The organism is Pseudomonas sp. A6, assembly GCF_052367875.1.
Classification (GTDB): Bacteria; Pseudomonadota; Gammaproteobacteria; order Pseudomonadales; family Pseudomonadaceae; genus Pseudomonas; species Pseudomonas citronellolis.
This window is the reverse complement of sequence record NZ_CP198970.1, coordinates 4,434,076-4,455,279: the sequence shown is the minus strand read 5'-3', so window position 1 is coordinate 4,455,279 and position 21,204 is coordinate 4,434,076. Positions and strand designations below refer to the sequence as shown.

Annotated in this window: 16 protein-coding genes; 10 read left to right on the top strand and 6 right to left on the bottom strand. The window is 69.5% G+C overall.

Annotated elements, in window-relative coordinates; translation table 11 throughout:
• Positions 1 to 42: 42 nt before the first annotated feature.
• From ACTWJ5_RS19570 to ACTWJ5_RS19560, 3 genes are read left to right on the top strand one after another with little or no spacing between them, the layout of a single operon-like run.
• Positions 43 to 1,245 (top strand): acetyl-CoA C-acyltransferase, encoded by a 1,203-nt coding sequence (locus tag ACTWJ5_RS19570; RefSeq protein ID WP_444436352.1) that lies wholly within the window; start codon positions 43 to 45, stop codon positions 1,243 to 1,245.
• On the top strand, positions 1,242 to 1,628 hold the full coding sequence (locus ACTWJ5_RS19565; RefSeq protein WP_116425074.1) for a steroid Delta-isomerase: 387 nt from the start codon (positions 1,242 to 1,244) through the stop codon (positions 1,626 to 1,628). The genes ACTWJ5_RS19570 and ACTWJ5_RS19565 overlap by 4 nt, the downstream gene beginning before the upstream one ends.
• Positions 1,625 to 2,068, top strand: coding sequence for a nuclear transport factor 2 family protein (locus ACTWJ5_RS19560; RefSeq protein WP_444436351.1), 444 nt, complete (start codon positions 1,625 to 1,627; stop codon positions 2,066 to 2,068). Before ACTWJ5_RS19565 ends, ACTWJ5_RS19560 begins: the two co-directional genes overlap by 4 nt.
• Before the next feature lie 533 nt (positions 2,069 to 2,601).
• On the opposite strand, the gene ACTWJ5_RS19555 is transcribed toward ACTWJ5_RS19560, so the two are convergent.
• Together ACTWJ5_RS19555 and bamA are read right to left on the bottom strand one after the other, a co-directional pair.
• Entirely contained in the window at positions 2,602 to 3,006 is a 405-nt protein-coding gene (locus tag ACTWJ5_RS19555) for a hypothetical protein (protein WP_058490058.1), read from the bottom strand.
• A 124-nt stretch (positions 3,007 to 3,130) separates the two neighbouring features.
• On the bottom strand, positions 3,131 to 5,500 hold the full coding sequence (gene bamA, locus ACTWJ5_RS19550; protein ID WP_444436350.1) for an outer membrane protein assembly factor BamA: 2,370 nt from the start codon (positions 5,498 to 5,500) through the stop codon (positions 3,131 to 3,133).
• Between the two features lie 225 nt (positions 5,501 to 5,725).
• On the opposite strand from bamA, the gene ACTWJ5_RS19545 reads away from it, so the two are divergent.
• Together ACTWJ5_RS19545 and ACTWJ5_RS19540 are read left to right on the top strand one after the other, a co-directional pair.
• Complete coding sequence (locus ACTWJ5_RS19545; protein ID WP_249916973.1) at positions 5,726 to 6,415, top strand: response regulator transcription factor; 690 nt, start codon at positions 5,726 to 5,728, stop codon at positions 6,413 to 6,415.
• Positions 6,412 to 7,671, top strand: coding sequence for a HAMP domain-containing sensor histidine kinase (locus ACTWJ5_RS19540; protein WP_058490055.1), 1,260 nt, complete (start codon positions 6,412 to 6,414; stop codon positions 7,669 to 7,671). Before ACTWJ5_RS19545 ends, ACTWJ5_RS19540 begins: the two co-directional genes overlap by 4 nt.
• A 129-nt stretch (positions 7,672 to 7,800) precedes the next feature.
• On the opposite strand, the gene ACTWJ5_RS19535 is transcribed toward ACTWJ5_RS19540, so the two are convergent.
• From ACTWJ5_RS19535 to ACTWJ5_RS19525, 3 genes are read right to left on the bottom strand one after another with little or no spacing between them, the layout of a single operon-like run.
• The gene (locus ACTWJ5_RS19535) at positions 7,801 to 9,180 is read right to left on the bottom strand and encodes an efflux transporter outer membrane subunit (RefSeq protein ID WP_256511664.1); all 1,380 of its coding nucleotides are present in this window, start codon (positions 9,178 to 9,180) and stop codon (positions 7,801 to 7,803) included.
• Positions 9,180 to 12,299: an efflux RND transporter permease subunit gene (locus tag ACTWJ5_RS19530; RefSeq protein ID WP_074981709.1), complete on the bottom strand. Its 3,120-nt coding sequence runs from the start codon at positions 12,297 to 12,299 to the stop codon at positions 9,180 to 9,182. The genes ACTWJ5_RS19535 and ACTWJ5_RS19530 overlap by 1 nt, the downstream gene beginning before the upstream one ends.
• A gap of 9 nt (positions 12,300 to 12,308) precedes the next feature.
• Entirely contained in the window at positions 12,309 to 13,484 is a 1,176-nt protein-coding gene (locus tag ACTWJ5_RS19525; protein ID WP_444436349.1) for an efflux RND transporter periplasmic adaptor subunit, read from the bottom strand.
• Between the two features lie 151 nt (positions 13,485 to 13,635).
• Here ACTWJ5_RS19525 and ACTWJ5_RS19520 point away from each other — a divergent pair, with 151 nt between their 5' ends.
• Both ACTWJ5_RS19520 and ACTWJ5_RS19515 read left to right on the top strand, forming a co-directional pair.
• Entirely contained in the window at positions 13,636 to 15,030 is a 1,395-nt protein-coding gene (locus tag ACTWJ5_RS19520) for an ATP-binding protein (RefSeq protein WP_261748461.1), read from the top strand.
• Positions 15,027 to 15,695, top strand: coding sequence for a response regulator (locus ACTWJ5_RS19515; protein ID WP_261748465.1), 669 nt, complete (start codon positions 15,027 to 15,029; stop codon positions 15,693 to 15,695). Before ACTWJ5_RS19520 ends, ACTWJ5_RS19515 begins: the two co-directional genes overlap by 4 nt.
• 639 nt (positions 15,696 to 16,334) lie before the next feature.
• Here the strand turns inward: ACTWJ5_RS19515 and ACTWJ5_RS19510 are convergent.
• Positions 16,335 to 17,591: an OprD family porin gene (locus ACTWJ5_RS19510; protein WP_253390615.1), complete on the bottom strand. Its 1,257-nt coding sequence runs from the start codon at positions 17,589 to 17,591 to the stop codon at positions 16,335 to 16,337.
• A 382-nt stretch (positions 17,592 to 17,973) separates the two neighbouring features.
• On the opposite strand from ACTWJ5_RS19510, the gene ACTWJ5_RS19505 reads away from it, so the two are divergent.
• The 3 genes from ACTWJ5_RS19505 to ACTWJ5_RS19495 all read left to right on the top strand — a co-directional run bounded on the left by ACTWJ5_RS19505 (position 17,974) and on the right by ACTWJ5_RS19495 (position 21,159).
• The gene (locus ACTWJ5_RS19505) at positions 17,974 to 18,750 is read left to right on the top strand and encodes an IclR family transcriptional regulator (RefSeq protein ID WP_249916966.1); all 777 of its coding nucleotides are present in this window, start codon (positions 17,974 to 17,976) and stop codon (positions 18,748 to 18,750) included.
• A 197-nt stretch (positions 18,751 to 18,947) separates the two neighbouring features.
• Entirely contained in the window at positions 18,948 to 20,000 is a 1,053-nt protein-coding gene (locus tag ACTWJ5_RS19500) for a Gfo/Idh/MocA family protein (RefSeq protein WP_253390614.1), read from the top strand.
• Positions 20,001 to 20,343: 343 nt separating this feature from the next.
• The gene (locus tag ACTWJ5_RS19495; protein ID WP_043271890.1) at positions 20,344 to 21,159 is read left to right on the top strand and encodes a sugar phosphate isomerase/epimerase family protein; all 816 of its coding nucleotides are present in this window, start codon (positions 20,344 to 20,346) and stop codon (positions 21,157 to 21,159) included.
• Positions 21,160 to 21,204 lie beyond the last annotated feature (45 nt).

Below are 21,204 nucleotides of genomic sequence, written 5' to 3'. Positions count from 1 at the left end.
TCGCGAGCAAGCTCGCTCCTACAACAACCCGAGGAATCGCACATGAGAGAAGCCGTCATCGTCTCCACCGCCCGCACCGCCATCGGCAAGGCCTTCCGCGGCGCCTTCAACGACACCGAGGCGCCCCTCATGGGCGGCGCGGTGGTGGCCGAGGCGGTGCGCCGCGCCGGCGTCGAGCCGGGCGAGGTGGAGGATGTGATCATCGGCGCCGCCGCCCAGCAGGGCACCCAGGCCTACAACCTCGGGCGCCTGTGTGCCATCGCCGGTGGCCTGCCGTCGAGCGTGGCCGGCATGGCCGTGGAGCGCCAGTGCGCGTCGGGGCTGATGAGCATCGCCCTGGCGGCGAAATCCATCGCCTGCAACGAGCTGGACATCGCCGTGGCCGGCGGCCTGGAGTCCATCTCGCTGGTGCAGAACAAGCACAAGAACGCCTACCGCAACCAATCCCGCGCGGTGCTGGAGCGCGACCCGGCGGCCTACATCCCGATGATCGAGACCGCCGAGATAGTCGCGGCGCGCTACGGCATCAGCCGCGAGGCCCAGGACGCCTACGCCCTGCGCAGCCAGCAGCGCACCGCCGCCGCCCAGCGCGACGGTCTGTTCGCCGACGAGATACTGCCGCTGCAGGTGCAGCGCCTGGTGGTCGACAAGGCAACCGGCGAAAGCCGCCACGAATCGGTGCTGATCGAGCGCGACGAATGCAACCGCGCCGACACCAGCCTGCAGAGCCTGGCGGCCCTGGAGCCGGTGTGGCAGGGCGGCCAGTGGAGCGGGGAGGGGCGCTTCGTCACCGCCGGCAACGCTTCGCAGCTGTCCGACGGCGCTTCGGTGTCGCTGCTGATGGAAGCCCGCGAGGCCGAGCGCCGCGGCCTGCGCCCATTGGGCATCTACCGCGGCCTGGCGGTGGCCGGCTGCAATGCCGACGAGATGGGCATCGGCCCGGTGTTCGCCGTGCCCAAGCTACTCAAGCGCCACGGGCTGAAGGTGGACGACATCGGCCTGTGGGAACTCAACGAGGCCTTCGCCTGCCAGGTGCTGTTCTGCCAGGACAAGCTGGGCATTCCCGACGAGCGCCTGAACGTCAACGGCGGCGCCATCGCCATTGGCCACCCGTTCGGCATGTCCGGCGCGCGCATGGTCGGCCACGCGCTGATCGAGGGCCGCCGACGCGGCGTGCGCTACGTGGTGGTGACCATGTGCATCGGCGGCGGCATGGGCGCCGCGGCGCTGTTCGAGGTGGCCTGATGGACGCGCAGCTGATCCGCCGGCGCATGGCGCGCTACGTGGAACTGGTGGACGCCGGCGACATCGACGGCATCCTCGCGCTGTACGCCGACGACGCGGTGGTGGAGGACCCGGTGGGGTCGCCGCCGCTGCAGGGCCTGCAGGCCATCGCCCGCTTCTACCGCGAGGGCCTGGGCCGCGCCGAGGCCAGCGCCCAGCTCACCGGGCCGGTGCGCGTCACCGGCAACGGCTGCGGCGCCATGCCGTTCCGCGTCGATCTGAACTGGAACGGCGAGCCGTGCAGCATCCATGTGATCGACGTGATGGAATTCGACGCCCAGGGCCGCATCCGTTCGATGAAGGCCTACTGGGGCGAGATGAACCTGGAGCGGAGGCCGGAATGAGCCTGGAGCAACGCGTCGCGCGCCTGGAGGCGCTGGAGGCCATCCGCCTGTTGAAGCACCGCTACCTCAACGCCTGCGACCTGAAGGACGTGGACGCCATCCGCGCCTGCTTCGCCAGCGGTGCGGTGCTGATCGACTACGGCCCGCTGGGCACCTTCCATGGTCGTGAGCCGTTCCTGGCGCTGTACCGCGAACTGGCCTGCGTGCCGCGGGTGATCGACCTGCACCATGCGGCCAATCCGGAAATCGAGCTGGAAGATGAAGACAACGCCTGCGCGCGCTGGGCGCTGCACTATCAGAACTGCGACGGCGAGACCGGCGCTACGCGGCAGTTGGGTGGGTTCTATCAGGACCGCTACCGGCGCATCGATGGTCAATGGCTGATTGTGGAAACCGTCTTCCGCGCCCACTTCGAAGTCGCCCGGAATGGTTCTTCGTAGGAGCGAGCTTGCTCGCGAACCTAGCAGTCTCTGGGTTATTCCCCTTCGGGCCAGCGCAAGCGCTGTTCGCGATGGAGCCGCGTCCCGCGTTCGCGGGAATGACGGGGGGAGGAGTTTCAGGCTGACTCAGGATTCTCCCTTCACTCCAAACGCCCCCTCTCCCTTCAGGGAGAGGGCTGGGGAGAGGGCGCTCTTAACCCTAGCACCTACGCCACCAGGAAACTCCGTTCGCGAGCAAGCTCGCTCCTACAGTCACGATGGCATCGGTGCCCCAGCCAACGGCGTATAACCGCGAACGGTTATACGCCCTACGCTCCCGCGCAGGAACGACGGGGGAGTGAGGAGTATCAGGATGACTCCAAACTTCCCCCTCGCGCCGGACAGCTCCCTCTCCCTCCGGGAGAGGGCTGGGGTGAGGGGGCGGGGTCAACCCGAAACACAGCTGCCGCCGGTAAGCACCGTTCGCGAGCAAGCTCGCTCCTACGAGGAGCCGTGCTCGCCCGTGCGGTTGTGGTGATGGGTTTCGCTGTCGCTCAGCCCTGGGGCAGCAGCACCCGGGCCGAGGGGTAGAGGCTGGCGGCTACCTTTTGCAGTTCCGCCGGGCAGACCAGTTCGCTGATCCACGCCAGGCGGCGTACCGGGCCGGGTTTGTCCAGGCGTTGCAGTTCGGCGGATTCGAGCATGGCCTTCATGCGCCAGGCGAGGGCGAACAGCTCCTCGATGAAGGGCGGCGCCACCGTGCCCTGGTGTTCCACCGACAGGCCGCTGGGCGCGTGGCGGATGGCCAGGTGGTAGTGGCTGGCGCCGTTGCGCCCGCCGCTGCCGGCGAGGGTGGCGGTGAAGTGCGCGCCGAGGATGCGCGCCAGTTGCCGCTGCACGTCGTGCAGCAGTTGCTGCGGCACTTCTTCCAGCAGCGCGGTGGGGTCGGTCTGGCCCATGGTCGTCCCGGGTTCTGAGTGGCAGGGCGGCGGCCGGGGCGGCCGCCGGAACAGGTGCCGCCAGCATAGGGAAGGCGACTGTGAACTTGGGTTAAGCCGGGGTAAAGGCGGGTAATTGCGCGCCTCAGAAGGTCTGCCCGAGGGAGAACTGGAACACTTCGGTCTCGGCGCCGTCGGGCTTCTTCAGCGGCGTCGCCAGGCTGAAGCTCAGCGGGCCCAGCGGGCTGTACCAGGTCAGGCCGACGCCCACAGACATGGCCATCTGGTCGAGGCTGACGTTGCCGCAGCCCTGGGTGGTGGACAGGTAGCACTTGTCGGCGAAGACGCTGCCGGCATCCCAGAACAGCGTGCTGCGCAGCTGGCTCTGGTCCTTGACGAAGGGCAGCGGGAACAGGTACTCGACGCCGCCGGCGATGAGGATGTTGCCGCCGAACACCTCGGCGTCGCGGTCGGAGTAGTAGGCCTGGCCGGCGCTGGAGTAGTTGCCGGTGGCCGGGGTGCTGCGCGGGCCCAGGGTGCCGTCCTTGAAGCCGCGCACCGAGCCCAGGCCGCCGGCGGTGTAGTTCTCGTAGAAGGGCAGGCCGTCGGTGGAGCCGTAGCCGTTGCCGTAGCCCAGGCTGGTGTGCAGGCGCAGCGAAGTGCGGTCGGTGACCGGGACGAAGCGCTGGGCGCTGTAGTCGAGCTTGTAGAACGACAGGTCGCTGCCGGGCACCGTAGCCATCAGCGTCAGGCTCTGGGAATGCCCGCGGGTGGCCAGCACGCCCTTGTTCAGGGTGGATTCGGACCAGCCGATGGAGGCCTTGAGGTTGTTGAAGCTCTTGCCCTCGCGCTCGATGAAGTCGTAGATCTCGTCGGCGCTGTAGGTGCCGGGGCTGACGGCGTCGTGCTGCAGGGTCAGGCCGTAGGTCAGGCGCGAGGTCTCGCTGATCGGGTAGCCGATGCTGACGCCGGCGCCGAAGCTGTCGAGGGAGTAGTATGACACCTCGTCATCGTCGTCGTAGTACTTGCTGTAGTCGGTGCTGCTGTAGAACAGGTTGTAGCCCAGGCTCACGCCGTCGGTGGTGAAGTAGGGGTTGGTGAAGCCGAAGTTGTACTTGGTCTGGTACTCCGAGCGGGTCAGGCCGATGCTGGTGTAGTTGCCGGTGCCGAGGAAGTTGCTCTGGCTGATGGAGCCGCCGAGGATCAGCCCGGCGCTCTGGGAGAAGCCGACGCTGGCGCTGAGCGAGCCGGAGGCCTGCTCCTCGACGCTGTAGTTGACGTCCACCTGGTCGTCGGTGCCCGGAACGGCCGGGGTCTCGACGTTGACCGTCTTGAAGTAGCCCAGGCGCTCCAGGCGCTGCTTGGACTGGTCGATCAGGTAGGTGCTGGCCCAGCCGCCTTCCATCTGGCGCATCTCGCGGCGCAGCACCGGGTCTTCGGTCTTGGTGTTGCCGCGGAAGTTGATGCGGTTGACGTAGGCGCGCTTGCCCGGGTCGACCCCGTAGGTGATGGACACGGTCTTGTCGTCGTCATGGGCTTCCGGCACGCCGTTGACGTTGGCGAAGGTGTAGCCCTCGTTACCCAGGCGGCGGGTGATCAGGTCGGAGGTGGAGGTCATCACCTTGCGCGAGAACACCTGGCCCGGCTCGACCAGCATCAGCTTCCTGATTTCCTCTTCCGGCACCTTGAGGTCGCCGGTCAGCTTCACTTCGCGGACCTTGTACTTCTCACCCTCGTTGATGTTGACGGTGATGTAGACGTGCTTCTTGTCCGGCGTGATGGACACCTGGGTGGAAGCGATGTCCATGTGGATGTAGCCGCGGTCCAGGTAGTAGGAGCGCAGGCGTTCCAGGTCGCCGGAGAGCTTCTCGCGGGAATACTTGTCGTCGTTCTTGAAGAACGACAGCCAGTTGCTTTCCTTCAGCTCGAACAGGCCGGTCAGGTCCTCGTCGGAGAACACGGTGTTGCCGACCACGTTGACGTGGGCGATGGCCGCCACCGTGCCTTCGTTGACAGTGATCTTCAGCGCCACGCGGTTGCGCGGCTGCGGGGTCACCTGGGTCTCGATGGTGGCCGAGTAGCGGCCCTGGGCCACGTACTGGCGCTGCAGCTCGTTGCGCACGCCTTCGAGGGTGGCGCGCTGGAAGATCTCGCCTTCGGCCAGGCCCGATTGCTTGAGGCCCTTCATCAGGTCCTCGGTGCTGATGGCCTTGTTGCCTTCGATCTCGATGCCGGAGATGGACGGGCGCTCGACCACGTCGATGACCAGCACGTTGCCGTCGCGGCCGAGGTGGATGTCCTGGAAGAAACCGGTACGGAACAGCGAGCGCGAGGCTTCCACCAGGGCGTGGTCGTCGGCCTGGTCGCCGACGTTCAGCGGCAGGGCGGCGAACACGCTGCCGGCGGAGACGCGCTGCAGGCCGTTGACGCGGATGTCGGCGATCTTGAAGCCTGCGGCGTGGGCCAGGGCGGCGTTGAACAGCAGGATCGGGAACAGCAGGCGGGTAGGGCGCATCGTGACTTCCAGACAGGCGGTGGCAGGGGGCGCGGACGGTTCGCACGGCGATCGTCCGGGCGCTGCCGCCCGGCCCGGGTTGGCGGCCGATGAGGATAAGAGCGGGCTGTGTTCGGCGCGGTTAACCCAGGGTAAAGATGTGTAAAGTTTGCCCATGCGGCGGTGACAGGGCGCCCCCGCGGAAGGGATCATTGCGCCCTCCAGGCCTTGAACCGCGTGCCCTGCATGATTCCCGTACTGCTGGTCGACGACGACCGCGAACTCACCGAGATGCTCAGCCAGTACCTGGCCCGCGAGGGTTTCCAGGCCACCGCGGTGGGCACTGGCGAGGAGGCCGAGGCCGAGGCCCTGGGCGGCGCCTACGCCCTGGTGGTGCTGGACGTGATGCTGCCGGGCCTGTCCGGCATCGAGGTGCTGCGGCGCATTCGCGTGCGCAGCCAGGTGCCGGTCCTGCTGCTGACCGCGCGGGGCGACAACATCGACCGCATTGCCGGCCTGGAACTGGGCGCCGACGACTACGTGCCCAAGCCCAGTTCGCCCGGCGAGCTGGTCGCGCGGCTACGCGCCATCCTGCGCCGGGTGCAGCCCCAGGTGCCGCTCGGCAGCGCGCCGGAGGCCGTCGGCAGCGGCGCCCTGGCGCTCTGGCCCGGCAAGCGCCAGGCGTTGTGGCACGGCCAGCCGCTGGAGCTGACCGGCACCGAGTTCAGCCTGCTGGAGGTGCTGGTGCGCCGGGCCGGGCAACTGGTCAGCAAGCAGGACCTGTCGCTGGACGCCCTGGGCCGCCCGCTGACCCGCTACGACCGGCGCATCGACGTGCACGTCAGCAGCATCCGCCAGAAGCTCGGCCCGCGCGCCGACGGCAGCAGCTGGATCCAGAGCGTGCGTGGCATGGGCTACCTGCTGATCGTCGAATGAAGCGCGGGCGGCTGTTCTGGAAGCTGTTCCTGGCCTTCTGGCTGGCCAACAGCCTGACCTTCCTGGTGGGCGCCGGCGCCTTCATGTTCGACGAGCTGCGCGGCGACACCCCGGCGCTGCGCTCGCTGCTGGCCACCGAGGTGCGCCTGCTGCAGCGCTTCGGCGAAGCGGCGGGGCGCCAGCTGCTGGAGGTGTCGCCGCAGCAGCCGGACGTCCAGGTCGGCCTCTACGACGCCCAGGGCGCTCTATTGGCCGGGCGCGCCGTGGCCCAGGTGCGCTTCGAGCAGGCGGTCACCAGCCAGGACGGCCATCGCCTGCTACTGCGCGCCTCGGCCGCCACCACCCTCGACCAGGCGCCGCCGCCGCGCAGCCTGGGCCCATTGTTCACCGGCATGCTGATGAGCGCGCTCTTCGCCCTGCTGCTCAGCCAGTACCTGGCGCGGCCGCTGGCCTGGTTGCGCCAGGCCATGGGCCAGGTCGCCCAGGGCCGCTTCGAGGTGCGCGTCAAGCCGCGCCTGGGGCGCCGTCGCGACGAGATCGTCGACCTGGCCGAGGACTGCGACCGCATGGCCGGGCAGCTCAAGGCGCTGGTGGAGGCGCAGCAGCACCTGCTGCACGACATCTCCCACGAGCTGCGGTCGCCGCTGACGCGGATGAGCGCCGCCATCGGCCTGCTGCGGCAGGCGCCGGGGCAGCCCGGCATGCTGGAGCGCATCGAGCGCGAGTCGCGGCGCATGGACGAGCTGATCGAGCAACTGCTCACCCTGGCGCGGGCCCAGTCGCGCCAGGACAGTGGCGAATACCGCCTGCTGGACGTCGTCGAGCTGCTGGCGCAGATCGTCGAGGACGCCCGCTTCGAGGCGGCGGGCAAGGGCTGCCAGGTGCGCCTTGTAGCCGAGCAGCCGTTCCTCGGCCGCGCCCACGAGGAGCTGCTCTACCGGGCCTTCGAGAACGTCATCCGCAACGCCGTGCGCTACACCGCGGCGGGCACCGCGGTGCGCGTGGGCGCGAGCCTGGTGGAGGGCGGCGAACGCCTGGTGGTGTGCATCAGCGACCACGGCCCGGGCGTCGACGAGAGCCGCCTGGGGCGCATCTTCGAACCCTTCGAGCGCGGCCCCGACGCCGGCCCCGACGGCTTCGGCCTGGGCCTGGCCATCGCCAGCCGCGCGGTGCAACTGCACCACGGGCGGATCAGCGCCGAGCCCGCCGAGGGCGGCGGGCTGTTGGTGCGCATCGAGTTGCCGCGCCTGTTTTAAGAGAGCTACTCACGATCTCGCGAGCTAGAGCAGAACAAGGCAGAAACAGGCGAGGAAGCGGAGTCCAGGCCGCTGAATGAGCATTCCTCGCCTGTTTCTAACGCAGTTATGCCGACGCGCAGCAGATCGTTAGCCCTGCCAGCCGCCGCCCAGGACTTTATAGAGGGTGACACGGTTGACCTGCTCGGCCAGCTCCAGGCTGATCAGCGTCTGCTGCGCGGAATACAGCGAGCGCTGTGCGTCCAGCACTTCCAGGAAGCTGTCCGAACCCTGCTTGTACAGCGCCAGCGACAGGTCGTAGCTCTTGTCGGTGGCCGCCGTCAGTTCGCGCTGGGCGTCCAGGCGCTCGTTGATGTGGCTGCGCACGGAAAGGGCGTCGGCCACTTCGCTGAAGGCGGTCTGCAGGGCCTTCTCGTAGTTGGCCACGTCGATGTCGCGGGTGATCTTCGCGGCGTCCAGGCCGGCCTGGTTGCTGCCGGCGTCGAAGATCGGCAGGCTGATCGAGGGGGCGAAGCTCCAGGCGCGGCTGCCGGACTTGAACAGCCCGGACAGCTCGCCGCTGGCGCTGCCGCCGCTGGCGGTCAGGCTCACGCTGGGGAAGAAGGCCGCGCGTGCCGCGCCTATGTCGGCGTTGGCCGCCTTGAGCGTGTGCTCGGCGGCGAGCACGTCGGGGCGGCGTTGCAGCAGGCTCGACGGCAGGCCCGCCGGCACCGTCACCAGCAGCGCGGCGTCCAGGCCGGTGTCGCCCGGCAGCAGGCTGTCGGCCAGGCGTTCGCCCACCAGCAGTTCCAGGGCGTTGCGGTCCTGCTCGACCTGGCTGGCGTAGCTGGCCACCTCGGCGCGCGCCGATTCCACCGTGCTGCGCGCCTGCGCCAGGCTCAGCCCGGACTCGCCGCCCAGGCCGTGACTGCGCTGCACCAGCTCGTAGGTCTTCTGCTGGCTGGCGTGGGTGTCGCTGGCCAGCTTGAGCAACTGCTGGTCGGCGGCCAGGGTCATCCAGGCGCTGGCCACCTCGGCCACCAGGCTGATCTGCGTGCTGCGGCGGGTCTGCTCCAGGGCCAGGTAGTCCTCCAGGGCGGCGTCCTTGAGGTTGCGCAGGCGGCCGAACAGGTCCAGCTCGTAGCTGCTTACGCCCAGGCCGACGCTGTACTGGCTGCTGACCGCCGTGGTGCCGTCGGAGAGGGCGCGCTGGCGGGTGCCCTCGGCGCTGGCCGAGACCGCCGGGAACAGCTCGGCGCGCTGGATGCGGTACTGCGCGCGCTGGTACTCGACGTTCAGCGCCGCCACCCGCAGGTCGCGGTTGTTGGCCAGGGCGCGGGCCACGGTGTCGCGCAGGCGGGCGTCGACGAAGAACTCGCGCCAGTCGACGTCGGCCTGGCTGGCGCCGGCCGGCGCGGCGCCGGGCCATTGCGCCGCCACCGGCGCGGCGGGGCGCTGGTAGTCCGGCGCCAGGTTGACGCAGCCGCCCAGCAGCAGGGCCAGCAGCAAGGGAAGAGGGGAGGTGCGCATCAGGCGTCTCCTTCGACGGTGGCTGGGGCACGGCGCGCAACCAGGCGCTGCACCAGCACGTAGAACAGGGGAATGAAGAACAGGCCCAGCAGGGTCGCCGCGAGCATGCCGCCGAGCACGCCGGTGCCGATCGCCTGGCGCCCGCCGGCGCCGGCGCCCTGGCTCAGCGCCAGGGGCAGCACGCCGAGCATGAAGGCCAGCGAGGTCATCAGCACCGGGCGCAGGCGGATGCGCACCGCTTCCAGGGTCGCGGCGAGCAGGTCCTGGCCGCGGTCGTAGCCTTCCTTGGCGAACTCGACGATGAGGATGGCGTTCTTCGCCGCCAGCCCCACGGTGGTCAGCAGCCCGACCTGGAAGTAGACGTCGTTGGACAGCCCGCGCAGGCCGGTCAGGGCCAGGGCGCCGAGGATGCCCAGGGGCACCACCAGCATCACCGCGAAGGGCACCGACCAGCTCTCGTAGAGCGCCGCCAGGCAAAGGAACACGAAGAGGATGGAAATGGCGTAGAGCAGCGGCGCCTGGTTGCCGGCCAGGCGTTCCTGGTAGGACTGCCCGGTCCAGGCGTAGCCGATGCCCTCGGGCAGCTGCGCCATGATCGCCTGCACCGCGGCCATGGCGTCGCCGGAGCTGACGCCGGCGGCCGGCTCGCCGACGATCTCGTAGGCGCCGAAGCCGTTGTAGCGCTCCAGCAGCGGCGAGGCGGTGCTCCAGCCGGTGCTGACGAAGGTGGCCAGCGGCACCATGGCATCCTGGTCGTTGCGCACGTACCAGTCGCCGATGTCCTCGGCCTGCATGCGCTTGTCGGCGTCGCCCTGCAGGTAGACCTTCTTCACCCGCCCGGCGTCGAGGAAGTCGTTCACGTAGCTGCCGCCCAGGGCCACGCTCAGGGTGTCGTTGATGTCGCTGGCGGCCACGCCCAGCGCGCCGGCCTTGCGGTCGTCGATGTGCAGGTCCAGCTGCGGGGTGTCTTCCAGGCCCTGGGCGCGCACGTTGGCCAGGCGCGGGTCCTGGCGGGCCAGTTCGATGAAGCGGTTGCGCGCCGCCAGCAGCTCGGCGTGGCCGAGGCCGGCGAGGTCCTGCAGCTCGACGTCGAAGCCGGAGCTTTCGCCCAGGCCCTGGATGGCCGGCGGGGCGATGACGAAGACGTCGGCATCGATGATCCCGGCCAGCGCCCGGTTGGCCCGCCGCGCCACCGCCGCCGCGCTGTGCGCCTCGCCCTGGCGCTGGCTCCAGTCCTTGAGCTTGATGAAGCCGCGGCCGCTGTTCTGCGCGTTGCCGCCGTTGCCCAGGCCGCGCACGGTGAGCACCGAGTCCACCTCCGGCTGCTGCAGCAGGTAGTCCGTCACCTGGCGGGTGACCGCCTGCAGGCGCTCGTCGGTGCCGCCCACCGGCAGGGTCATCTGCATCATCAGCATGCCCTGGTCCTCCTCGGGGAGGAACGCGGTGGGCAGCTTGTGGAACATCAGCCCGACGCCGGCCAGTACCAGCGCGTAGACCGCCAGCGCGTGCACGGGCCGCGCCAGCAGGTTGCCGACGCCGCGCTGGTAGCGCCGCGAGCCGGCCTCGAAGTTGCGGTTGAACCAGCCGAAGAAGCCGTGCCGCGGCTGGCCGTGGCCAGGCTTGAGCAGGGTGGCGCACAGCGCCGGGGTGAGGGTCATGGCCACCAGCACCGACAGCGTCATGGCGGCGACCATGGTCACCGAGAACTGCCGGTAGATCACCCCGGTGGAGCCGCCGAAGAAGGCCATGGGCACGAACACCGCCGAGAGCACCACGGCGATGCCCACCAGCGCGCCGCTGATCTCGCCCATCGACTCGCGCGTGGCCTCCCGTGGCGACAGGCCGCGCTCGGCGATGATCCGCTCGACGTTCTCCACCACCACGATGGCGTCGTCCACCAGCAGGCCGATGGCCAGGACCATGGCGAACATGGTCAGGGTGTTGATCGAGTAGCCCATCAGCGCCAGCACGCCGAAGGTGCCCAGCAGCACCACCGGCACGGCGATCGCCGGGATCAGCGTGGCGCGCAGGTTCTGCAGGAACAGGTACATGATCAGCACCACCAGGGCGATGGCCTCGAACAGCGTCTTGACCACCTCCTCGATGGAAATCTTCACGAAGGGCGCGGTGTTGTAGGCCACCTCGGCGCGCAGCTGCAGCCGGCTGGGGAAGAACTGCTGCAGCTCGGCCACCTTGGCCTGCACCGCCTCGGCCACGTCCAGGGCGTTGGCGCCGGTGGCCAGGCTGATGGCCAGGCCGCCGGAGGGGCGCCCGCCGTGCTCGGCGACCACGTCGTAGCTCTCGCTGCCCAGCTCCACCCGCGCCACGTCGCCGAGGCTCACCACGGCGCCGTTGCTGGCGTACTTGAGCACCACCTCGCGGAACTGCGCCGCGGTCTTGAGCTTGCTGCGCGCGTTGATGCTGGCGTTGAGCTGCTGCCCCGGGCGCGCCGGTAGGGCGCCGAGCTGGCCGGCGGAGGTGTCGACGTTCTGCGCCTGCAGGGCGCTGCTGATGTCCGAGGGCATCAACGAGTATTGCTTGAGCTTGTCCGGGTCCAGCCAGATGCGCATGGCGTAGCTGGAACCCAGGGTGGTCACCTCGCCGACGCCGCTGACGCGGCTGACCTGGTCGTACAGGGTGCTGGCGATGAAGTCGCTGATGTCGGTGGCGCCGACCTCGGGGTTGTCCGAGACCAGCGAGAGGATGATCAGGAAGTCGCTGGAGGAATTGCGGATCTCGATGCCCTGCTGTTGCACCTCGTCGGGCAGCCGCGCCTTGGCCTGCTCCAGCTTGGTCTGCACCTGCATCTGCGCGGTGTTGATGTCGGTGCCGGCGTCGAAGGTCAGGGTGATGCTGGCGCTGCCCGCCGAACTGCTGCTGGAGGACATGTAGGTGAGGCCGTCCAGGCCGGTCATCTGCTGCTCGATGACCTGGGTCACCGAGTCTTCCATGGTCTTGGCCGAGGCGCCGGTGTAGGTGGCGCTGAGGCGGATCTGCGGCGGCGCGATGCTGGGGTACTGGGCCAGCGGCAGCTGGAAGATGGCCAGGGTGCCGCCGAGCATCACCAGGATGGCGAGCACCCAGGCGAAGATGGGCCGGTCGATGAAGAAGCGTGCCATGGCGGGTCCTCAGTCGCGCGCGTCGTTCTGCGCGGTCAGCTGCGCGTCCAGGGTCTTGACCTGCTGGCCGACGCGGACCTTCTGCGCGCCCTGGACGATCAGCTGGTCGCCGTCCGCCAGGCCCTTGTCGACCCACCAGCGGTTGCCCACCGCGCGGGCCAGGCTCAGCTGGCGCTGCTCGACCTTGCCGTCGACCACCACCAGGGCGCTGGCCTGGCCGCGCTCGTCGCGGGCCACGCCCTGTTGCGGCACCAGGATGGCGTCCGGCTGCACGCCCTCCTGCAGCGTCGCCTTCAGGTACATGCCCGGCAGCAGCAGGCCCTCGGGGTTGGGCACCAGGGCGCGTAGGGTCACGCTGCCGGTGCTCTCGTCGACGCTCACGCCGTTGAAGGTCAGGGTGCCCTCGTGGGCGTAGGCGCTGCCGTCCTCCAGCTGCAGGCTGATGCGCGTGGCGTCCTGCGCCTCGGCGGGGGCGAGCTTGCCCTCGGCCAGCTCGCGCTTGAGGCGCAGCAGGGTGGTGCTGGGCTGGGTGAAGTCGACGTAGATCGGGTCCAGCTGCTGCACCGTGGTCAGGGCGGTGGTCTGCTCGGCGGTGACCAGCGCGCCGGCGGTGACCGAGGAGGTGGCCGTGCGCCCGGAGATCGGCGCGTCGATCCGCGTGTAGCCCAGGTTGATGCGCGCCGTCTTCAACGCGGCCTGGGCCGACTGCAGGCTGGCGCGGGCCTCCAGCAGCGCGGCCTGGGCGCTCTCGTTGTCCTCCGCGCTGATGGCGTCGATCTTCACCAGCTGGGCGTCGCGCCGGGCCTTGAGCTCGGCCGCCTTCAGGGTGGCGCGGGCGGAAGTGACGCTGGCCTCGGCCTGGGCCAGGGCGGCCTCGTAGGGCTGTGCGTCGATCTGGTACAGCGCCTGGCCGGCCTTCACCGTCTGGCCTTCCTCGAACAGCCGCCGCTGGATGATGCCGCCGACCTGCGGGCGGATCTCCGCCACCAGGTGCGCGCTGGCGCGGCCGGGGAGGGTGAGGCTGAGCGCCTGGGGCGCGCTGCGCACCTGGTAGATGCCGACCTCCTGCAGGTCGGCTTGCGGCGCGGCCGCCTCGTCGTCGAGGCAGCCGCCCAGGGCGAGCAGGCCGGCGCCCAGCAACAGGGCGCGGGCCAGCGAAGAAAGCGGGGGGGCGAGGGGGGACATCCGGGACTCCGATCCAGGTTGGATTCAGCGTCAAGGGTGCTCGGCGAATGTGCAGGCAATGTGCAGAAATCTGGGAGATTGCCCGCCGCGCCTTGAAGGGCCGCGGGGGCCGCGCTTCAATGGCGGCATCCCGACAGAGCCCGGCGGTGCCATGAAAATCAGCCTCTCCAGCAAATTCTTCCTGGCCATGCTGGCGGTCTGCGCCTTCGCCGTGCTGGGCATGGTCTTCGCCGCCTACCTGAGCCTCAGGTACGGCTTCCTCGGCTACCTCAACCAGCAGGCCGAGGAGCGCATGGAACTCATCGTCCCGCGCGCCGAGCGGGCCTTCGCCACCCACGGCAGCTGGGACTTCATCCGCCGCGACCACGAACAGTGGTTCGACATGCTGCGCCCCGACGCGGCGACCCAGGACCGCGACTTCGACCCCAGCCTGCTGACCGTCTCCGACCTCACCGGCGCCTTCGTCCGCTTCGCCCTGCTGGACGAGGCGCAGCGCCTGATCATCGGCTACAAGGCGCCGCCGCGGGAGATGGTCCTGCGGCCGATTCGCCACCAGGGCCAGGTGGTCGGCTGGATGGCCCTGGCGCCGCTGCAGTCGGTGACCAGCGTCGGCGACCGGCGCTTCCAGCTCAACCAGCTGCGTTCCAGCCTGCTCATCGGCCTGGCCTGCCTGCTGGCCACGGCGGTGATCGCCTGGTGGCTCACCCGCAGCCTGCTGCGGCCGATCCGCCAGGTGGCCGGGGCCACCCATCGCCTGGCCGCCGGCGACTACGCCATCCAGCTGCCGGTGCGCTCGGCCGACGAGGCCGGCCAGCTGGCCGCCGACTTCAACCGCATGGCCGCCACCCTGGCCAGCAACGAGCGCCTGCGCCGCGACTTCATGGCCGACATCTCCCACGAACTGCGCACCCCGCTGGCGGTGATGCGCGCCGAGCTGGAAGCCATGGAAGACGGCATCCGCCCGCTGGACGGCACCGCCCTGCGCTCGCTGCAGGCCGAGGTGGGGGCCCTGGCCAAGCTGGTGGACGACCTCTTCGACCTGTCCCTGGCCGAGGTCGGCGGGCCCACCTACCGCCGCGAGAGCATCGACCTGCGGGTGCTGCTGCCGGTGGTGGCCGACGCCTTCCGCGCCGGCTTCGCCGAACGCGGCCTGGCCCTGGACGTGGAGCTGCCCGACGAGCCGCTGTGGGTGCTGGGCGACGAGTCGCGCCTGGGCCAACTGCTGCACAACCTGCTGGAGAACAGCCGGCGCTACACCGACCCCGGCGGCCGCACCGTGCTGCGCGCGCTGCGCGAGGGCGAACGGGTGCTGGTACAGTGCGAGGATTCCGCGCCGGGCGTGGATGCGGCGGCGCTGGAGCGCCTGTTCGAGCGCTTCTACCGCGCCGAGCGCTCGCGCAACCGCGCCAGCGGCGGCACCGGCCTGGGCCTGGCGATCTGCCGCGGCATCGCCGAGGTGCACGGCGGCCGCCTGAGCGCCCGGGCATCGAGCATGGGAGGGTTGCTGATGACGCTGGAACTGCCGCCGGCCGGAGACGCGCCATGAGCCAGGGCGACATCCTGCTGGCGGAAGACGAGCCCAAGCTGGCCGCGCTGGTGGGCGACTACCTGCGCGTCGCCGGCTACCAGGTGGAACACCTCGCCGACGGCAACGCGGTGATCCCGGCGCTGCGCGGCAAGGCCTACGACCTGCTGCTGCTCGACCTGATGCTGCCCGGCCGCGACGGCCTGGACATCTGCCGCGAGCTGCGCGGCTTCAGCCGCATGCCGCTGATCATGATGACCGCGCGGGTCGAGGAGATCGACCGCCTGCTGGGCCTGGAACTGGGCGCCGACGACTACATCTGCAAACCCTTCTCCCCCCGCGAGCTGGTGGCGCGGGTCAAGGCCGTGCTGCGCCGCAGCGGCGCCCAGGCGCCGAGCCTGGGCCTGGAACTGGACCCGCGGGCCTTCCAGGCGCGCTACCTGGGCGTGGCGCTGGACCTCACCCCGGTGGAATTCCGCATGCTCGCCGCCCTGGCCGCGCGCCCTGGTCAGGTGCTGTCCCGCGACCAGCTGATGAACCACATCTACCAGGACCACCGCGTGGTCGCCGACCGCACCGTCGACAGCCACGTGAAGAACCTGCGGCGCAAACTGGCGGCGGTGGCCCCGGGGCACGACCCGATCCGCTCGGTGTACGGCGTGGGCTACAGCCTGGAGGCCGGGTAGGGCGGCGTTTCTCCCGCGCCTCGGGCACACAACCATGCCCCCGCAGGAGCGCGCCCTGCGCACGAATCGCGGACGGAGTCCGCTCCTACGCGGTTTTCTGGGTTATTCCCCTTCGGGCCAGCGCTTGCGCTGGCCCGAAGGGGAATAACCCAATAGACCGCTGCATCACCCATGGCGCACCAATGTAGGAGCGCGCCCTGCGCGCGAATCGCGGGCAGGGCCCGCTCCTACGGAGAGCCCCACGGCGTGGCCGGCAAGGCAGCCCCGTAGGATGGGTTGAGCGAAGCGATACCCATCGCCGCCATCGCATGGGTTTCGCCAAGGCTCAACCCATCCTACGAAAAGCACCCTGACGCAGTTGGCAAGACAGTTGCTCCTACTTGAACGTGGGTTCGAAAGTGGGTCCAGCGTAGGAGCGGATTCCGTCCGCGATAACCGCGGTTTCCGGCGCACAACCATGCCCCTGTAGGAGCGCGCCCTGCGCGCGAATCGCGGGCAGGGCCCGCTCCTACAGGTGGGCTCGGAGGCGGACGCATCGTAGGAGCGAGCTTGCTCGCGAACAGACTCCGCTGCGGGGCTCATTCGCGAGCAAGAACCAGGCGTCCCCCTCGATCCTACGAAAAGCGCCCGGTTCGGGCGTTACAACAGATCCAGCGGATAACTCACGATCAACCGGTTCTCGTCGAAGCTGTTGGTCCTTCCCCAGTCGCGGCGCATCGTCGAGTTGCGCCACTTCAGGTTCAGCGTCTTCAGCGGCCCGGACTGCACGGTGTAGGCCAGCTCGCTCTCGCGGCCCCATTCGCTGCCGTCATCGGTGCTGGCGTTGTGCACGTTGCTGCCGTGGATGTAGCGGTTCATCAGCGTCAGGCCAGGCACGCCGAGGCCGGCGAAGTCGTAGTCGTAGCGCAACTGCCAGGAACGCTCCTTGGCGTTCTCGTAGCTGGAGTTGTAGCTGTCGTTGGCCAGGGTGCCGCCGCTGGCGCCGTTGACGCGGAACCACTCGTCGTCGCCCATGACCTTCTGCAGGCCCAGGTAGAAGGTGCCGGCGCCGTACTTGGCGGAGAACAGCCCGGAGGCGGTGCGGTTGTCCAGGTCGCCGGCGCGGGCGCTGCCGTCTTCCTTGCCCCAGAAGTAGCCGAGGTTGGCACCCAGCACCCAGTCGCCCACCGGCTGGAAGTGCTGCACCTGCAGGTATTGCTGCTGGTAGATGTCCTTCAGCTCGGCGTTCCACAGGCCGACCAGGGTGCGCTCGCCGTTGAAGCGGTATTCGCCGCCGACGAAGTTGAAGCGGTCGGACTTGAACGCCGTGCGGTTGAACAGGCTCATGTCCTCCATGCTGGCGTCGTTGCGCGGGCTGTTCTGGCGGAACTGGCCGCCGTAGAGGGTCAGCCCGGCGAGTTCCTTCGAGGTCACCTGCGCGCCCTGGAAGGTCTGCGTCAGCGAACGGCCGTCGTCGGAACGCAGGATCGGCAGTGCCGGCGCCCATTCGCCGACCTTCAGCTCGGTCTTCGATACCCGCGCCTTGCCGGCCACCGCCAGGCGGCCGAAGTCGTCGGCCGGGCGGCCGTCGTCGTGCACCGGCAGCAGTTGGGTGCCGGCGGTGCCTTTGCCGCCATCGAGCTTGACGCTGTACAGGCCGAGCACGTCCAGGCCGAAGCCCACGGTGCCCTGGGTGAAGCCGGACTTGAAGTCGAGGATGAAGTTCTGCGTCCACTCCTCGGCCTTGCCCTGGGCGGTGTCGCCCAGGTAGTTGCGGTTCATGTAGAAGTTGCGCAGCGTCAGGCTCGACTTGGCGTCTTCGAGGAAGCCGTCGGCGAAGGCGGGCAGGGTGGTACCGGCCAGGGCCAGGGCGGCGGGCAGGTAGCGGGGAAAACGACGGATGCAGGGATAGCCCATGACGATCTCTCTGGAGTCATTGTTGTGGGAGAGGCTTGTGCGGCGCGGCGGGGCGCCGGGAAACGCGGCGCTAGGCGGCTGGGTGGCCCGGCGTTCGCGGATCGAGAGAGGGGCGTGTGCTGTGCGGCATGGCTCTGGACCTTCTTGTAATTGTTCGAGGGTATTCGCGTCCGAGGGCAGCAGGCGCTGCCGGGTGTTTCGGTACGGCTCGATAGTGGAAGGGCGGCGGGCGACGGACAATCGGCGAAAACGCTTCTTGTGCGAATAGCGAACATTAATTAACTGGTTCGAACATTTAGAGAAGCTATCCGATCCAGCCCGGCGGTTCCCCGGCCCGGTCTATCTCATTAGAATCCGCCGATCCTCGTAGTGGACGACGCCCATGGCCGGTAGCCAGATCGAACGCGCCTTCAGCCTTCTCGAAAGCCTCACCAGCGAACCCCGCGGCCTGCCGATGCAGACCCTCGCCGAGCGCCTGGAGATACCCAAGAGCGCCACCCACCGCATGCTCGCCGAGCTGATCCGCCTGGGCTACGTGCGGCAGAACCCGGAGAACGCCCGCTACCAGCTGTCCACCAAGCTGGTGGCGCTGGGCTTCCGCTACCTGTCCTGCAGCGGCGCCGACATCGTCCAGCCGATCCTCGACCGCCTGGCCCAGGACAGCGGCGAGCTGGTGCGCCTGGGGGTGATCGACGGTAGCCGCCAGACCTGGATCGCCAAGTCCCAGGGCGCCCGCTCGGGGCTGCGCTACGACCCGGACATGGGCCGCGACGCGCCGCTGTTCTACACCGCCTCCGGGCACGCCTGGCTGGCCAGCCTGGACGACACCCAGGCCCTGGAGCTGGTGCGCCGGCAGGGCGTGGGCGACCCCGCCAACTTCGGTCCGCGCGCCCCGCGCAGCGAGGACGAACTGCTCGGCTACCTGCGCCGTGCCCGCGAGCGTGGCTACGCCTGGGTCGAAGAAACCTCGGCACTCGGCACCTCGGCCCTGGCCGCCGTAGTGCACTGCCCGGTGGACCGCCGGGCGATCGGCGTGCTGAGCATCGCCGGGCCCAGCGCGCGCCTGCCGGAAGCGCGCCTGCACGAACTGGCGCCGCTGCTGCTGGCCGCCAGCGCCGAGCTGTCCGCCGCCAGCCAGGCTTCCGACCTCTTCGCCTGATTCCCCTGCTTGCCGGCCTTCCTCCCGCGGAGGAGGGCCGCTTGCGCCTGCCCGGGTGCAATGGCGGTCGATAATCGCCCGCTGCTTGTCGCATTGCGCTTGAGTAAAAATGGAACCGAGTTCTAAATTTGCTCATGCCATTCCATGGAGCCCCGTGCAGCGAGGCTCCAGCACAACAAGCAGAAGAGGAATCCCGCGTGACCGCTCCCTTGCGCATTGCCCTGATCGGCGCCGGCATCATGGGCCGCCAGCACCACCAGCACCTGCTCCAGGTTCCCGCCCTGCAACTCTGCGCGGTGGCTGACCCGGGCCCCGGCGCGGCTGGGTTCGCCGCCGAGTGCGGGGTGCCGTACTACGCCGATCACCGGCGCATGCTGGAAGAGGCGCAGCCGCAGGCGGCGATCATCGCCAACCCCAACAACCTGCACGTGGCCACTGCTCTGGACTGCCTGGCCGCCGGCGTGCCGGTGCTGCTGGAGAAGCCGGTGGGCGTGCACCTGGACGAAGTGCGCGAGCTGGTGGAGGCGAGCCGGGGCAGCGGCGTGCCGGTGCTGGTCGGCCATCACCGCCGGCACAACCCGCTGATCGGCAAGGCGCGGGAAATCCTGGCCGCGGGCGCCCTGGGCCGTCTGGTCAACGTCACCGCGCTGTGGCAGCTGCAGAAGCCCGACAGCTACTTCGAGGTGCCCTGGCGACGCGAGCCGGGCGCCGGCTTCCTGCTCACCAACCTGATCCACGACCTCGACCTGCTGCGCTACCTGTGCGGCGAGGTGGCACAGGTGCAGGCCTTCACCGGCAACGCGGTGCGCGGCCTGGTCAACGAAGACAGCGCGGCCATCCTCCTGCAGTTCGAGAGCGGCGCCCTTGGCAGCCTGACCGGCTCCGACGGCGTGGCCGCGCCCTGGAGCTGGGAGCTGGATTCTGGCGAGAGCCCCATCTACCCACGCCAGGTCGATCAGCCTTGCTACCTGCTGGCTGGCACCGAGGGCGCGCTGAGCATCCCGCAACTGCAGCGCTGGCACTACGCGCAGCCGGGCGCCGGCTGGCACCAGCCGTTGCTGCGCAGCAGCGAGCCCTTCACCTCGGGTGAGGCGCTGCGCCGGCAACTGGAGCATTTCGTGCGCGTGGTGCGCGGTGAGGAGCTGCCGTTGACCGACGCGGTGGACGGCGGCCGCACCCTGGCGCTGATCGAGGCCATCCGCGAGGCCGCCGCCAGCGGCCGGGCGTGTGCGCCGGCGCGGGTTGGGTGAGTGAGCCCGTTTCTACGTTGTTTTCTGGGTTCCCGCGTTCGCGGGAATGACGAGTGTGGGGAACCATACTTGCCGACGTCATTCCCGCGAACGCGGGAACCCAATAGACAATTGCTCCTACAGGTTGACGCCGAGCTTCCCGCCCATGCCGGACAGCCCCCTCTCCCTTCAGGGAGAGGGTTGGGGAGAGGGTGCTCTTGAACCTGACACCAGGGCCGCAAACACCGTTCGCGAGCAAGCTCGCTCCTACGAAAAGGAAAGCGCCTCGGCGCGGCCTGCAAGCCACGCGATTCGCGCCCAGGGGGCGCTCCTACAATTCACCTGTGAACCGGATACCGATCCCATGACCGACCGAATCTTCTCCCTCGCCGCCCTGACCGTCCTCGAACTGTCGCCGCCGGACATGGTCGAGGTCGCCGCCCGCGCCGGCTACAGCCACGTCGGCCTGCGCCTGGTGCCGGCCACCGCCGAGGAGCACCACTTCCCGCTGGTGGCCGATGCCGAGCTGCGCCGGCAGACCCAGGCGCGCCTGCGCGACACCGGCATCCGCGTGCTGGACCTGGAAATCCTGCGCCTGAAGCCGGAGACCCGCGTGGCCGACTTCGAGCCCATCCTCGCCGTCGGCGCCGAGTTCGGCGGCACGGAGCTGCTGGTGGCCGGCAACGACGCGGACGAGGCGCGCATGACCGAACGCTTCGCCGAGCTGTGCGAATTGGCCGAGGGCTACGGCATCCACCCGCACCTGGAGTTCATGCCCTGGACCGACGCCCCCGACCTGGCCACGGCCTGGCGCGTGGTGCGCAACGCCGGGCGCGACAACGGCTGCGTGCTGGTCGACGCCTTCCACTTCGACCGTTCCGGCTCCTCGCTGCAGGACCTGGCGCAGCTGCCGGCCTCGCGCATGCGCTATGCCCAGTTGTGCGACGTGGCCGGCCCGCGCCCGGACGACATGCAGGAAATCCTCCGCCAGGCGCGCAACGAGCGGCGCTTCCCCGGCGATGGCGACTGCGACCTGGCGGGCCTGTTGCGGACCTTGCCGGCGAGCGTGCCACTGAGCCTGGAGATCCCCACCCGGCAGCTGCTGGAGCAGGGCGTCAGCGCCCTGGAGCGGGCCAGCCTGGCGCTGGACAAGGCACGCACGGTGCTCGCCCGGCTCTGATGCCGGCAACTGCGCCATTCCCATCCACCCGTTCGCCCGGCACAC